The sequence below is a fragment of the Mumia sp. genome (assembly GCF_028803055.1).
In the GTDB taxonomy this organism is placed as follows: Bacteria; Actinomycetota; Actinomycetes; order Propionibacteriales; family Nocardioidaceae; genus Mumia.
The window spans coordinates 20,265-33,898 of the sequence record NZ_JARBCJ010000003.1 but is presented as its reverse complement, the minus strand read 5'-3'; the positions used below and the strand labels follow the sequence as shown (position 1 = coordinate 33,898).

General features: G+C 70.0%; 12 protein-coding genes and 1 pseudogene. 10 read left to right on the top strand and 3 right to left on the bottom strand.

Annotated elements, in window-relative coordinates; genetic code table 11:
- The first annotated feature begins 132 nt into the window (after positions 1-132).
- The 3 genes from PV363_RS00765 to PV363_RS00755 all read left to right on the top strand — a co-directional run bounded on the left by PV363_RS00765 (position 133) and on the right by PV363_RS00755 (position 4,576).
- A complete protein-coding gene (locus PV363_RS00765) occupies positions 133-1,101 on the top strand; it encodes a CoA ester lyase (RefSeq protein ID WP_220343881.1) in 969 nt (322 codons plus the stop codon).
- 47 nt (positions 1,102-1,148) lie between these two features.
- Complete coding sequence (locus PV363_RS00760) at positions 1,149-2,345, top strand: acyl-CoA dehydrogenase family protein (RefSeq protein ID WP_220343882.1); 1,197 nt, start codon at positions 1,149-1,151, stop codon at positions 2,343-2,345.
- A 101-nt stretch (positions 2,346-2,446) separates the two neighbouring features.
- The gene (locus PV363_RS00755) at positions 2,447-4,576 is read left to right on the top strand and encodes a DEAD/DEAH box helicase (protein WP_301021482.1); all 2,130 of its coding nucleotides are present in this window, start codon (positions 2,447-2,449) and stop codon (positions 4,574-4,576) included.
- Positions 4,577-4,586: 10 nt separating this feature from the next.
- Here PV363_RS00755 and PV363_RS00750 read toward each other — a convergent pair whose 3' ends face one another.
- On the bottom strand, positions 4,587-4,976 hold the full coding sequence (locus PV363_RS00750; RefSeq protein WP_220343884.1) for a hypothetical protein: 390 nt from the start codon (positions 4,974-4,976) through the stop codon (positions 4,587-4,589).
- 444 nt (positions 4,977-5,420) lie between these two features.
- Between PV363_RS00750 and PV363_RS00745 the strand changes: the two genes are divergently transcribed.
- Positions 5,421-6,185: an excalibur calcium-binding domain-containing protein gene (locus tag PV363_RS00745; protein WP_301021481.1), complete on the top strand. Its 765-nt coding sequence runs from the start codon at positions 5,421-5,423 to the stop codon at positions 6,183-6,185.
- Between the two features lie 30 nt (positions 6,186-6,215).
- Here PV363_RS00745 and PV363_RS00740 read toward each other — a convergent pair whose 3' ends face one another.
- Positions 6,216-8,606, bottom strand: a complete 2,391-nt coding sequence (locus tag PV363_RS00740; RefSeq protein WP_301021480.1) for a phosphoketolase — start codon at positions 8,604-8,606, stop codon at positions 6,216-6,218.
- Complete coding sequence (locus tag PV363_RS00735; RefSeq protein ID WP_301021479.1) at positions 8,603-9,895, bottom strand: acetate kinase; 1,293 nt, start codon at positions 9,893-9,895, stop codon at positions 8,603-8,605. Before PV363_RS00735 ends, PV363_RS00740 begins: the two co-directional genes overlap by 4 nt.
- Before the next feature lie 125 nt (positions 9,896-10,020).
- Between PV363_RS00735 and PV363_RS00730 the strand changes: the two are divergent.
- The 6 genes and pseudogenes from PV363_RS00730 to PV363_RS00705 all read left to right on the top strand — a co-directional run.
- A pseudogene (locus PV363_RS00730) lies at positions 10,021-10,488 on the top strand (general stress protein); the annotation flags it as partial.
- Positions 10,489-10,679: 191 nt separating this feature from the next.
- Positions 10,680-11,738, top strand: coding sequence for a DUF2332 family protein (locus tag PV363_RS00725; protein ID WP_301021478.1), 1,059 nt, complete (start codon positions 10,680-10,682; stop codon positions 11,736-11,738).
- A gap of 53 nt (positions 11,739-11,791) precedes the next feature.
- The gene (locus PV363_RS00720; protein ID WP_220366068.1) at positions 11,792-12,361 is read left to right on the top strand and encodes a histidine phosphatase family protein; all 570 of its coding nucleotides are present in this window, start codon (positions 11,792-11,794) and stop codon (positions 12,359-12,361) included.
- Positions 12,362-12,409: 48 nt separating this feature from the next.
- Complete coding sequence (locus PV363_RS00715) at positions 12,410-12,772, top strand: hypothetical protein (RefSeq protein WP_301021477.1); 363 nt, start codon at positions 12,410-12,412, stop codon at positions 12,770-12,772.
- A gap of 118 nt (positions 12,773-12,890) precedes the next feature.
- Positions 12,891-13,022, top strand: a complete 132-nt coding sequence (locus PV363_RS00710) for a hypothetical protein (RefSeq protein ID WP_255560910.1) — start codon at positions 12,891-12,893, stop codon at positions 13,020-13,022.
- A gap of 39 nt (positions 13,023-13,061) precedes the next feature.
- Complete coding sequence (locus PV363_RS00705) at positions 13,062-13,598, top strand: MaoC family dehydratase (RefSeq protein WP_220346386.1); 537 nt, start codon at positions 13,062-13,064, stop codon at positions 13,596-13,598.
- The last annotated feature ends 36 nt before the right edge of the window (positions 13,599-13,634 follow it).

Here is a 13,634-nt window from a genome sequence, read left to right as displayed (position 1 = left end):
CTCCCCCCCCCCCCCCCCGCGGCGGGGAGGCGGATGAGAAGCGGGTCACACTGACGCGGCTGTTACTAGTCGTTAACAGTGCTCGTCGGTACAGTCAGCCCTGATCCCGTCCCCGCAGCACCGAGGTGACCCGTGTCTGTCGAAAACAAGGCCTTGCGTTCGCGGCGCTCCTGTCTCGCCGTCCCCGGCTCCAACCCGCGCTTCCTGGAGAAGGCCAAGGGTCTGCCCGCCGACCAGGTCTTCCTCGACATCGAGGACGCGGTGGCCCCGCTCGCCAAGCCCGACGCACGCAAGAACATCGTGGCCGCGCTCAACGAGGGCGGCTGGGGTGACAAGGTCCGGGTGGTCCGCGTCAACGACTGGACGACGCAGTGGACCTACCGTGACGTGATCGAGGTCGTCGAGGGCGCCGGCGCCAACCTCGACTGCATCATGCTGCCGAAGGTCCAGACCGCCGAGCAGGTGGTCGCGCTCGACATCCTGCTGACGCAGATCGAGACCACGATGGGCTTCGAGGTCGGCCGCATCGGCATCGAGGCGCAGATCGAGAACGCCCTGGGCCTCACCAACGTCAACGCGATCGCCGCGGCCTCGCCGCGCGTCGAGACGATCATCTTCGGCCCCGCCGACTTCATGGCCAGCATCAACATGAAGTCGCTCGTCGTGGGCGAGCAGCCCCCGGGCTACGACGTCGGTGACGCCTACCACCACATCCTCATGAGCATCCTCATGGCGGCGCGGGCGTACGACAAGCAGGCCATCGACGGCCCCTACCTCCAGATCCGCGACACCGAGGGCTACCGCCGCGTCGCCTCGCGGTCGGCCGCGCTCGGTTTCGACGGCAAGTGGGTCCTGCACCCCGGCCAGGTCGACGTCGCCAACGAGGTCTACAGCCCTCGCCAGGAGGACTACGACCACGCCGAGAACATCCTCGACGCGTACGACTGGTTCACCTCCGAGGCCGGTGGCAAGAAGGGCTCGGCCATGCTCGGCGACGAGATGATCGACGAGGCCTCCCGCAAGATGGCGCTCGTGATCTCGGCCAAGGGACGCGCGGCCGGCATGCAGCGCACCACGACCTGGCAGCCGCCGACCGACTGAGGTCGTCGCACCCGCCAGCCCCGCCGTACGGAAGAAGAGAGAACACCATGGGCCGCCTGGTCACCACCGACGGACTGACCGACATCCAGCAGGAGATCCTCAAGACTGTCCGCGACTTCGTGGACAAGGAGATCCTCCCGGTCGCGACCGAGCTGGAGCACAAGGACGAGTACCCTCAGGCCATCGTCGACGGCCTGAAGGAGCTCGGCCTGTTCGGGCTCACGATCCCCGAGGAGTACGGCGGCCTCGGTGAGTCGCTGCTGACGTACGCGCTGGTGGTCGAGGAGATCGCGCGCGGGTGGATGAGTGTCTCCGGCGTCATCAACACGCACTTCATCGTCGCCTACATGCTCATGCACCACGGCACGGAGGAGCAGAAGCAGAAGTACCTCCCGCGGATGGCGACGGGCGAGGTGCGCGGTGCGTTCTCGATGTCGGAGCCGTCGCTCGGCTCGGACGTCTCGGCGGTCGCGACCAAGGCGACCAAGCAGGACGACGGGTCGTACAGCATCACCGGCCAGAAGATGTGGCTGACCAACGGTGGCTCGTCCAACCTCGTCGCGGTGCTGACCAAGACCGACGAGGGTGCGGACTCGGTCTACAAGAACATGACGACGTTCCTGATCGAGAAGGAGCCCGGCTTCGGCGAGACGGCCCAGGGGATCACCGTCCCCGGCAAGATCGACAAGATGGGCTACAAGGGCATCGACACGACCGAGATGATCCTGGAGAAGCACCAGATCTCGGCCGACCAGATCCTCGGCGGCGAGCCCGGCAAGGGCTTCTACCAGATGATGGACGGTGTCGAGGTCGGTCGCGTCAACGTCGGCGCCCGCGCTGTCGGCATCGCCAACCGCGCGTTCGAGCTCGGCATCGCCTACGCGCAGCAGCGCGAGACGTTCGGCAAGCCGATCGCCCAGCACCAGGCGATCCTGTTCCGGCTCGCCGAGATGGGCACCAAGGTCGAGACGGCGCACGCGATGGTCGTGCGCGCGGCGCGCAAGAAGGACGCCGGCGAGCGCAACGACGTCGAGGCCGGCATGGCCAAGATGGTCGCTTCGGAGTACTGCAACGAGGTCGTCGAGGCGTCGTTCCGCATCCACGGCGGCTACGGCTACTCCAAGGAGTACGAGATCGAGCGGCTCTACCGCGAGGCGGCGTTCATGCTCATCGGCGAGGGCACGAGCGACATCCAGAAGATGATCATCGGGCGCAGCCTGCTGAAGGACTACAAGCTCCGCTGACCGCCGCCGCGTCCCGGGTGCGAGCGCCCGGGACGCGGACGGACGGACGACCTGGGGACTCCGTACGCCGGGTGTCGCTGCGCGTGCGTACGGTGGACACCATGCCCCCCACCGCCGCTCCGTCCGCGCTGTCACCCTCTCGCGCCGCTGTCGCCGACCGTGTCATCGGTGCTCTCGCGGGGCCTGGTGCGAGCCTGCGCGGCGACCAGGTCGCCGCGGTCACCGCCTTGTGCGAGCCGCGCGCCCGCGTGCTGGTCGTCCAGGCGACCGGATGGGGCAAGTCCGCGGTCTACTGGGCGGCGACGGCGATCCGTCGCGACGAGGGCGCTGGCACGACGCTCGTCGTGTCCCCGCTGCTGTCGCTGATGCGAGACCAGGTCGCGGCCGCAGCCCGGGCCGGTCTGCGGGCCGAGACGCTCAACTCCTCCAACGTCGAGGAGTGGTCCCGGATCGAGCAGGCGCTGCGGGCCGGTGACGTCGACGTCCTGCTCGTCTCGCCCGAGCGCCTGGCCAACCCGGGCTTCGGGCGCCGGGTGCTCGACGCTCTCGCGGGCCACATCGGGCTGCTGGTCGTCGACGAGGCGCACGCGGTCTCCGACTGGGGTCACGACTTCCGCCCCGACTACCGTCGCGTCTCCGACGTCCTCCAGCGGCTCAATCCCGACACCCCGGTGCTCGCCACCACCGCGACCGCCAACGCCCGGGTCACCGACGACGTGGCGACGCAGCTCGGTGACGAGACGCTCGTGCTCCGCGGACCGCTCGCGCGCTCGAGCCTCGAGCTGTCGGTCGTCGACCGGTTGTCGCCGCTGGAGCGATACGCCTGGGTGGTCGACCACCTTCCGACGCTGCCCGGGTCCGGGATCGTCTACGCGCTCACCGTCGCGGATGCGCATCGGCTGACTGCCGCGGTCCGCGCGGTCCACGGTGACGCGGTGCCGGTCGCCGCCTACACGGGCCAGCTCGAGGCCGCCGAGCGCGAGCAGCTCGAGGACGCCCTGCGCGACAACCGAGTGAAGGCGCTGGTGGCGACCTCGGCGCTCGGGATGGGCTACGACAAGCCCGATCTCGGGTTCGTCGTGCACGTCGGTGCGCCGCCGTCGCCGGTGTCGTACTACCAGCAGGTCGGCCGTGCAGGGCGTGCGATCGAGCACGCTCACGCGGTGCTGCTGCCCTCGGGGGCCGACGACGGAGTGTGGGACTACTTCGCGACCGCCACCATCCCCGTCGCCGAGCAGGTCGAGCGGCTGCTCGAGGCGATGGCCGACGCCACGGTCGACGCGCCGGCCACCGTGGTGAGCCTCGAGGCCGAGACCGGCCTGCGGCGCGGGCGTGTCGAGCTCATGCTCAAGCAGCTGGCCGTCGACGGCGTCACCGAGCGGGTCGAGCGCGGCTGGGTGCGGACCACCACGCCGTGGTCGTACGACCGTGAGCACTACGACGGTGTCGTGGCGGTACGCCGTCGCGAGGCCGACATCATGCGCGCCTACACCCGTGGTGAGCGTTGCCTGATGCAGCTGCTCCAGGAGTCGCTGGACGATCCGGAGGCCGCCCCGTGCGGCCGCTGCTCGGTGTGCCGCGAGACGCTCCCCGAGGGGTTGGCGGCAGCCCCACGGGCCGAGACGGTCCGCACGGTGGCGGGGGTGCTGCGTGGTGAGGACCACCTGCTCGAGCCCCGCAAGATGTGGCCGGGCGGCTCCTTCGGCGTACGCGGGCGGATCGCCCCCGACCGTGCGGTCGAGCCGGGCCGTGCGCTCGTGCACGCCGACGCCCCCGAGTGGCGCGAGGCGGTCCGGGAGATGTTCGCTCGAGACGCGCCGGCGCCTCAGGAGGTGCTCGACGCGTGCGTCCAGGTCCTCGCTCGCTGGCGCTCGCAGTGGAGGTCTCGCCCTGAGGTCGCCGTGGCTCTGCCGGCGGCCGGGTTCGCCGAGCTCTCCGGCAGCATCGCCGACCACCTCGCCGCGGTGGGACGGCTCGACCGGGCTCACCTCGCGGTCGAGGCGCACCCGTCCGCGCAGGAGATCCGCGAGCTGACCTCGTCCGACGAGGCGGCGCTGTGGCGCGACGCGGTGACGGTGCCGAGCGAGACCGCGGCAGCGGTCGCCGGCCGTACGGTGTTGCTGGTCGTGGACGCCTCGGCGTCACAGTGGCCGATCACGGTGGTCGGCGGAGCTCTGCGGGCGGCCGGGGCGTCGGCCGTGCTCCCGCTCCTGGTCCACCGTCGCGTGTGACCCCGGCGCCTCATCGCACGCCCACCCGGTCCCACCCGGTGACGAAGTCGTACATCGCCTCCGTCAGCCCGTGGTCGTGGGGCGAGGATGGGCGCCACCAGACGTCCAGCATCACCCACGCCAGCGCGCCGGTGCCCTTCTGGCTGCGGCCGAGCCTGCGGCGGACGGTCGTCGCGCCGTAGATCAGTCCTACCGGCAGCACGAGTGCGTGGGTCGCGTCCTCGACCGGCGGCCTGGCCGGCAGGATCCAGCCGGCCGTCACCGGCTTGCGCGACGTCGTGTACGTCATCAGACGGCCCTGCGTGCTCGCGACCCGGTTGTACACGTCCTCGGTGGGGATACGGCGGTGCTCGCAGGCGCTGATGAACGCCTGGACGTTCTCTCGTGCCTGGCTCTCCATGCCGGGAGGCTACGGGCGCCGTGTTACATCCGCGTCACAGCATGGTCGGCAGCACACGCCGTGTGCTGACTGTCACGCTCGAAGGTTCGGTCCGCCGACCGGGAGGCTCTGACAGTGGGCTGGCCTCGCGTCACCACGACGGTGAGAACGTACGGGAGCCCTTGTGTGGGCGATTAGTCTGGTTTTGGCCCTTTCTCGGGGTGAGTCCGATCGCTGACGTGCGTCGGCTGCGCCCCCCTGCCCCCGGGGGGCCGCGTGGTCGAGGTCCGGCGTGAGCTGATGCGCCATGCCCGTGCCGCGCTGCACGAGGGGCGTGCCGCCTCTGCTCGAAGGAGACCATCGTGAAGAACGCTGTCCGCGCGCTCGCTCGTGGGGTGTCTGGCGCTGATCGGCGCCGGGCTCTCGTCCGCCAGCGCGACACCAGTGCCGACCGCCACTCCCAGCGTGGCCGACGCGAAGAGGGCCAGCACGATCTCGGCCAAGACCCTGCTGAAGAGGCTGACGGTGCGCAGCGAGACGCGCGCCGGCTACGCGCGCGCCAAGTTCGGCCGCGGCTGGAAGGCACAGGGGAAGGGCTGTGACACGAGGGCCGTCGTGCTCAGAAGCGAGTCGAGGTCCCGCACCACACAGACCCGAAACTGCACGATCAAGCGCGGCAAATGGCGCAGCCAGTACGACGGCCGGGTCGTGCGACGTGCCTCCAAGCTCGACATCGACCACCGTGTGCCGCTGGCCGAAGCCTGGGACAGCGGCGCCAAGAAGTGGACCAAAAAGACCCGGATCGCCTACGCGAACGACCTCGGATATGCCGAGTCCCTCGTCGCGGTGACCGCGCGCTCCAACCGGGCCAAGGGTGACGGCGACATCGCCCAGTGGCTGCCCAGCAAGTCCAGGTGCTCCTACACCGCCCGCTACGTGGCCGTGAAGTACCGGTGGCGGCTCGCCGTCGACAAGCGTGAGAAGCGGGCCATCACCCGCGTGTTCTCCGGCTGCGGTAGGCGCGGCCTGAAGGTTGCCAAGCCCGGGCGGGCGAGCGTCAAGACCGGCGGAAACAGCGCACCCGCGCCGCCGCCCTCGAGCAACGATCCACGCTTCGGCACCTGCGGCGTAGCCATCGCCCATGGCTACGGCCCCTACTACCGGGGGAGGGACCCGGAGTACTCCTGGTACATCGACCGCGACAGGGACGGCATCGTCTGCGAGCGGTAAGCGCGTCGGACGGCGAGGGGCACGCGGGGATCAGGTGGCCGGGTTGAGAACCCAGTCCTTCACCTCGGGCATGTCCTCGAGGTGCTCCCGCACATAGGTGCGGTGCCTCTCGAGCATCTGCTGGCAGTGCTCCCGCAGCTCCTGCGCGTTCTCCGGCGTCGCGTGGGCGTTGTTGAGGACGTCTTCGACGAGCTGGTAGCGCGACATGTGGTTGAGCACCGTCATGTCGAAAGGCGTCGTCGTGGTGCCCTGCTCGATGAAGCCACGGACGTGGAAGCGGTCGGCGTCCGGCCGGCCGTGCACCAGCTTGTGGATCGCGCCGTGGTAGCCGTGGAAGGCGAAGAGCACGTCCACGTCCTCGGTGAAGAGCGCGGCGAACTCCGACTCCGACATCCCGTGCGGGTGGTCCTTCTGCCGCGGCAACGTCATGAGGTCGACGACGTTGACCACGCGGACGGTGAGGTCCGGCACCCACTCCTTGAGCAGCTGCGCCGCCGCGACCGTCTCCGCCGTGGGCACGTCGCCGGCGCACGCCATCACGATGTCGGGCTTCTTGGAGCCGTCGTCGTTGCCGGCCCACTCCCAGATGCCGGCGCCCTTCTCGCAGTGCTCGGCGGCCTCGTCGATCGAGAGGTACTGGAGGTGAGGCTGCTTGTCGATCGCGATGAGGTTGACGTACGACCGGGACCGGAAGCAGTGGTCGGCGACCGACAGCAGGCAGTTGGCGTCCGGCGGCAGGTAGACCCTCGAGACGATGCCGCGCATGTTGAGCACCACGTTGATCAGCCCCGGCCCCTGGTGCGAGAAGCCGTTGTGGTCGTTGCGCCACGTCGTCGACGTCAGCAGGATGTTGAGGCTGGGGATCTTCGCGCGCCACGGCAGGTGGCTCGCCTCCTCGAGCCACTTCGCGTGCTGCACGGTCATCGAGGCGCTCACCATGGCGAACGACTCGTACGTCGCGAACAGACCGTGACGCCCGGTCAGGGTGTAGCCCTCGAGCCAACCCTGGCAGTTGTGCTCGCTCAGGACCTCCATCACCCGTCCGTCGCGGGAGAGCTTCACGTCGTCCGGCGTGACCCGCTCCATGAAGGCGCGATCACTGACCTCGAACACCGCTCCGAGCCGGTTGGAGTTGGTCTCGTCCGGGCAGTAGAGCCGGAAGTTGTCCGGGTTGTCGCGATAGATGTCGGCCATCATCGCGCCGAGGACGCGGGTGTTCTCGAAGCGTTCGGCGGCGGGGTTGAGGACCTCGATCGCGTAGTCGGTGAACGGCCGCAGGGCGAGGTCTTTCGTGAGCACCCCGCCGTTGGCGACCGGGTTCGCGCTCATCCGGAGGTCACCCTCGGGGTTGTTCGCCTCGACCTGAGCACTCGGGTGTCCGTCGGGGAACAGCTCGTCCGGCCCGTACGACCGCATCCACGACTCCAGGATCGCGAGGTGCTCCGCGTTCTGACGGACATCAGACATCGGCACCTGGTGCGCGCGCCAGTTGCCCTCGATCGTCACGCCGTCGACCTCGTGCGGGCCCGTCCAGCCCTTGGGCGTACGCATCACGATCATCGGCCATCTCGGCATCTCGCCGTCCCAGTCACCGCCACGGGCGGCATCCTGGATCGCCCGGATCTTGCCGTACGCCTCGGCGAGCACCGCGGCGAAGCGCTGGTGCATACCCGGCAGGTCGGACCCCTCGATCTCGAGCACGTCGTAGCCGTGGCCGGTGAAGAGCTCCCGCACCTCCTCGGGGGGCTTGCGGCCAAGCACGGTCGGACTGGCGATCTTGCCGTCGTTGAGGTGGAGGATCGGGAGCACGGCGCCGTCGCGGGCGGGGTTGAGGAACGAGATCCCCTTCCAGGAGCCCTCGAGCGGACCGGTCTCGGCCTCACCGTCTCCGACCACGGCGACCGCGAGCAGGTCCGGGTTGTCGAAGACCGCGCCGAAGGCGTGGATGAGGACGTAACCGAGCTCGCCGCCCTCGTGGATCGATCCGGGCGTCGTCACCGAGACGTGGCTGGGGATGCCGCCCGGTGTGGAGAACTGGCGGCAGAGCCGAGTCAGGCCCTCGGTGTCGAGAGAGACCTCGGGATAGACCTCGGAGTAGGTGCCCTCCAGGTAGCCGGCCGCGACCACTGCCGGGCCGCCGTGCCCAGGCCCCGACAGATAGATCGAGGACTGCCCGGTCTGGCGGATCAGCCGGTTCATGTGGGCGTAGACGAAGGACTGCCCCGGGCTCGTTCCCCAGTGCCCGAGCAGGCGCGGCTTGATGTCGTCGGCCGACAGCGGACGCTCGAGCAGGACGTTGCTCTTCAGGTAGATCTGGGCGACCGTGAGGTAGTTGGCCGCTCGCCACCACGCGTCGAGGGTGGCGACCTCCTCGTCGGTGGGGTTCGCGAACGCGGTCATGTCGATGGTCGTCTCGGTCATGCGTTCTCCTTGGCTTCGGAGTGGTCCGCTGCAGCGGCCGGTCGCGCGGGCGAGCCCGTGCGCACCAGGGCGACGGTGTGGTGCGCGATCTCGGCCTCCTCGTCGGTGGGCACGACCGCGACCCGGATCGGCCCCCCTCCGACGACGAGCCCGTCGTCGGGCACGGAGAGCGCGTTGCGCGAGGGATCGATCTCGATGCCGAGGTGCGCGAGCGGTGTGCACACCTCGGCCCGGAAGCTCGGGTCGTTCTCACCGATCCCCGCGGTGAACACGACGGCGTGCACACCGGGGACGGTCGCGAGGTAGGCGCCGATGTAGTGGCGGATGCGGTACGCGGCGAGCGCGAGCGCTGCCCGCGCGTCCTCGTCGCCGGCCTCGGCGAGGGACTGAACCTTGGCCATGTCGGACTCGCCGCTGAGCCCGAGCAGACCGCTGCGTCGCTCGAGGAGGGTGGCGACCTCCGCTGTGGACATGCCGACCGTGTCCAGCAGGAACAGCACGGCGGACGCGTCGATGTCGCCGGCCCGTGTCCCCATGACGAGGCCGGACAACGGCGTGAAGCCCATCGACGTGTCGACGCTGCGTCCGTCGCGCACGGCGGTGATCGACGCACCGTTGCCGAGGTGGCAGACGATGAGGTTGACCTCTGCCGGCGGGACGCCCAGCAACGCCGCCGTCCGCCCGGTGACGTACTCGACCGACGTCCCGTGGAAGCCGTACCGGCGCAGCTGGTGCTCGGCGGCGAGCTCCTGCGGGATCGCGAACGTGTAGGCCTCCCACGGGAGCGTCGCGTGGAAGGCGGTGTCGAACACCGCGACCTGCGGGAGGTCGCGGTCGCGCTCCTTCATCAGCCGGATGCACTCGACCGCGACGGGGTTGTGCAGGGGCGCGAGCGAGGAGAGCGCGTCGATGCGCGCCAGGATGTCGTCGTCGACCACGACCGGCGTGCTGAACTCCGTGCCGCCGTGGACGACGCGGTGACCTGCTCCGATCAGCCCGTCGAGGCGCGCGCCGGCCTCGTCGAACCGCTGGAACATCGCAGCGATCGCGTCGGCGTACGAAGCGCCGGGCAACGGTCTCTCGACGGGGTCCGACCCGGTCACCTGATAGCGCAGCGAGGTGCCGTCGTGGCCGATGCGGGAGACGATGCCCCGCCCCAGCCGCACCCCTGAGCTCGCATCGCGCAGCTCGTACTTCAGCGATGACGAGCCCGCATTGACGACGAGCACCGTCTCGTCCGGCATCCGGCCCTCCTTGGGCATCATCCGTGGCGCCGGCGGCACCCTCATCGTGTCAGTCTGTCGTCGCCCGCAGCCGCGCGCACGCCGAGAGACACGCCACCTGGACACTACATGCAGCGCACGCCGCAACTGATGTCACTAGGGTGAGGGACAGTCGAGAAAAAGGGGCAGCGATGGCGCAGCAGCAAGGCAGAGAAGGCTTCACGCTCGAGTACCCGCAGCACCTGGCGTACTTCGACAAGTACGTCGATGCGCAGCGCGCGGTGGACTACTTGTCGGATCAGCGGTTCCCGGTCGAGAACACGATGATCGTGGGCAGCGACCTCAAGCAGGTCGAGCGCGTCACGGGTCGCCTCACCTGGGGCAGGGTCGCAGGTTACGGTGCGGCGACGGGCGCCTGGCTGGGTCTCCTCCTGGGTCTGATCGTGGGCATCTTCGCCGAGCCGGGTCGTTGGCTCGCCGTGGTGCTGTCAGCCATCCTCATCGGTCTCGTCTTCGGCGTGATCTGGGGCCTCATCGGCTACGCGTTCACGCACGGACGCCGTGACTTCACCTCCGTCTCCCAGGTGGTGGCATCCCGGTACGAGCTCCTCGTCGAGCACAAGTTCCTCGCCGACGGGCAGCGGGTCCTCTCCGGGCTCATCCACCCGGCGACCCAGCAGCAGCCTCAGCACGCGGCGGACGTGGCACGGCCGGGAGGTCAGGGCCACCAAGACCTGAGCCAGGGCCAGGACCCGAGCCAGGGCCAGGACCCGAGCCAGGGCCAGCCGCCGAGCCAGCCCTCGCCGACCCAGCCCCCGTCGACCCAGCCCCCGTCGGCCCCGCCAGGGGCGTGACCACGCCTGGCGTCGAACACGCTGCGCACGCGCTGGCCTGGCAGGCCCGGGCCTGCGGACGGCTCGGCTCGCCGATGTACGAGGGGATGCTCACGGCGCTCGCCGACGACGTCGTGGCAGGGGGACCGGCCCGCGCCGCTTTCGGTGACCTGGTGAGCGACGGGGCCGAGCTCCCCTCGGTGCCCGGCCTGCGCCTCGCGGGTGGGCTCCACCGGCTGGTTCTCGAGGGTGAGGCGCCGGGTCTCGAGGAGTTCTACCCGAGCGTCGGTGGCCGGTGGGATCTCGGGGGTGCCTGGCAGCACGTGCTGGCCGTGATCGATCAGCACGGCGCCACGCTGCGTCGCGCCCTCGACCTCACGCCGCAGACCAACGAGGTCGGACGCTCGGCCGCGCTCGTCGGCGGCCTGCTCCGGACCGCCGATCGGTTCGCGCTGCCCGTGCGACTGCTCGAGATCGGGGCGAGCGCGGGGCTGAACCTTCGCGCGGACCACTTCCGGTTCGGGTCGCCCTCGGGCTGGTGGGGCCCTGCGGACTCGCCTGTCGTGATGGCCGACGCCTGGGCCGGGCCGCTGCCGCCGGTGGACGCTCCGCTCGAGGTGGTCGAGCGACGCGGCTTCGACCTCGCGCCGCTGGACGTCGCGCGCGCCGAGGACCGACGCACGCTGGAGGCCTACACATGGCCGGACATGACCGAGCGGCTGGTCCGCCTGCGCGCGGCATGCGAGGTTGCGGCCGACGTCCCGGCCGTGGTCGAGCGCTCGAGCGCCGGGGACGCCCTCGACGCGGTCGAGCTGGAGCGAGGGGTGGCGACCGTGGTGTGGCACTCGGTGATGTGGCAGTACGTGGGCAAGGCCGAGCGCGCGCGGGTCGACGCCCGGATCGCAGCGCTGGCGGAGCAGGCGGATCCGGACCGCGTGCTCGCCCGCGTGACGCTCGAGGACAGTGGGGAGGTCGACGGGACGTATTCGGTGGTCCTCACGACCTGGCCGTTCGGCGAGGCCACCGTGATCGGTGCTGCCCCGCCCCATGGCTTGCCGACGACCTGGACAGGCTGACGAGACAGACACGGACGGGACAGACATGGAGGAGACGGCATGAGGGAGACGGCATGAGCGCGGCACTCTGGATGGTCCGCCACGGACCGACGGAGTGGGCCCGCGACGGCCGCCACACCAGTCGTACGGATCTCCCGCTCCTGCCGGAGGGCGAGGAACGGGCGCGCGAGCTGGTGCCGCGTCTCGCCACGGCGTCCTTCTCGCTCGTCCTCACCAGCCCTCGTCTGCGTGCCCGCCGGACGGCGGCACTGGCAGGCTTCCCCGACGCCGAGGTCGAGCCCGACCTCGCCGAGTGGGACTACGGAGAGCACGAGGGCCTGACCACGCCGCAGATCCGTGAGAAGACCCCGGGTTGGACCGTCTGGTCCCACGGCGCCGGGACGGTGGGCGGCGAGACGCCGGAGCAGGTCACGGCCCGGCTCGACCGGGTCGTGGCGCGGGTACGCGCCACGGACGGGGTCGTGCTGGTGTTCGGGCACGGTCACGCACTGCGCGGGCTGGCCGCCCGTTTCCTCGACGAGCCGCTGCGGTTCGGCGCGCGCCTCGCCCTCGGAACGGCGACGCTGTCGGTGCTGGGCTACGAGCACGGGAGCGATGCGGTGATCGAGCGCTGGAACTGCTGACCTCCCGGGAGAGGGGGCCCGCGTGGAATCGCTGTTCTGGATCGTCCTGTGCGCCGCGATCGCCCCCGTCGTGGCGGCGACGGACCGGAGCGAGCAGTTCTGTCGCTCGTGCTCTTCGGCGTAGCGGCTGTGCTGGTCGCGGTCGTCCCGACGAGGCTGCTCCCGCCGGCGTCGGTGATCCCGGGCCTCGTCCACGCCGGCGCCGAGACGACGGCACAGACGACCGTACGCTTCACCGTGCTGCTCCTGGTGTCCCTGAGCGCGCTCGCCGTGGTCGTCCAGCTGGACACCATCCTGGCCGCTTCGCGGCTGGGTTCATCCTTCGACGGGCACTGCCCGGAGGGGACGAGCGGCTCGAGACCAAGATCAACGGGCTCGCGTTCGGCCTCCTCATCCCGGTCTTCTTCGTGACCTCCGGAATGGCGATCGCCCCCGGCGCCGTGCGACTCCGTACGGGTGTCTCTGTTGGCCTCGACCGGCCTGCCGCTCATGGTTCGCGGTCAGCACGGTCGCGGTGGACGCGGGCGAGATGACCCAGACGACGGCGTCGATCCTCGTCGCGGGAGGCACGATCACGGTTCTTCTGCTGCCGACGACGGCGACCCTGCTCGCCCGGCAGGAGGCCACCCGACCCGAGAAGCCGGAGGCGGATCGGTCATGATGTCAGCGCCCCCAGGGTTCAACGACGCGAGGAGTCCCCATGCAGTTCGGCCGCAGCTACGAGGAGTTCGAGGTCGGCGCCACCTACAAGCACTGGCCAGGGAAGACGGTCACCGAGTACGACGACCACCTCTTCTGCCTGCTGACCATGAACCACCACCCGCTGCACATGGACGTGAACTACGCCGAGAAGACGACGCAGTTCGGCAAGAACGTGGTGGTCGGCAACTACGTCTACTCGTTGCTCCTCGGCATGAGCGTCCCGGACATCTCGGGCAAGGCCATCGCCAACCTCGAGGTCGAGTCGCTGCGTCACGTCGCGCCGACCTTCCACGGCGACACCATCTACGGCGAGACGACCGTGCTGGACAAGTGGGAGAGCAAGAGCAAAGACGACCGTGGCGTCGTCTACGTCGAGACGATCGGCTACAACCAGGACGGCAAGGTCGTCTGCGTCTTCCGCCGGAAGGTCATGGTCCCGAAGGACAACTACCTGGAGTCCCGCGGCGGCGAGCAGCCGGCGCGGCCCGTGCCGCAGCCCGACAAGAACTGGGCAGGCCCGGCAGCCGCACAGTGATCTACCTCACGCATCTCTCGCGTAGGTGAAACTGTT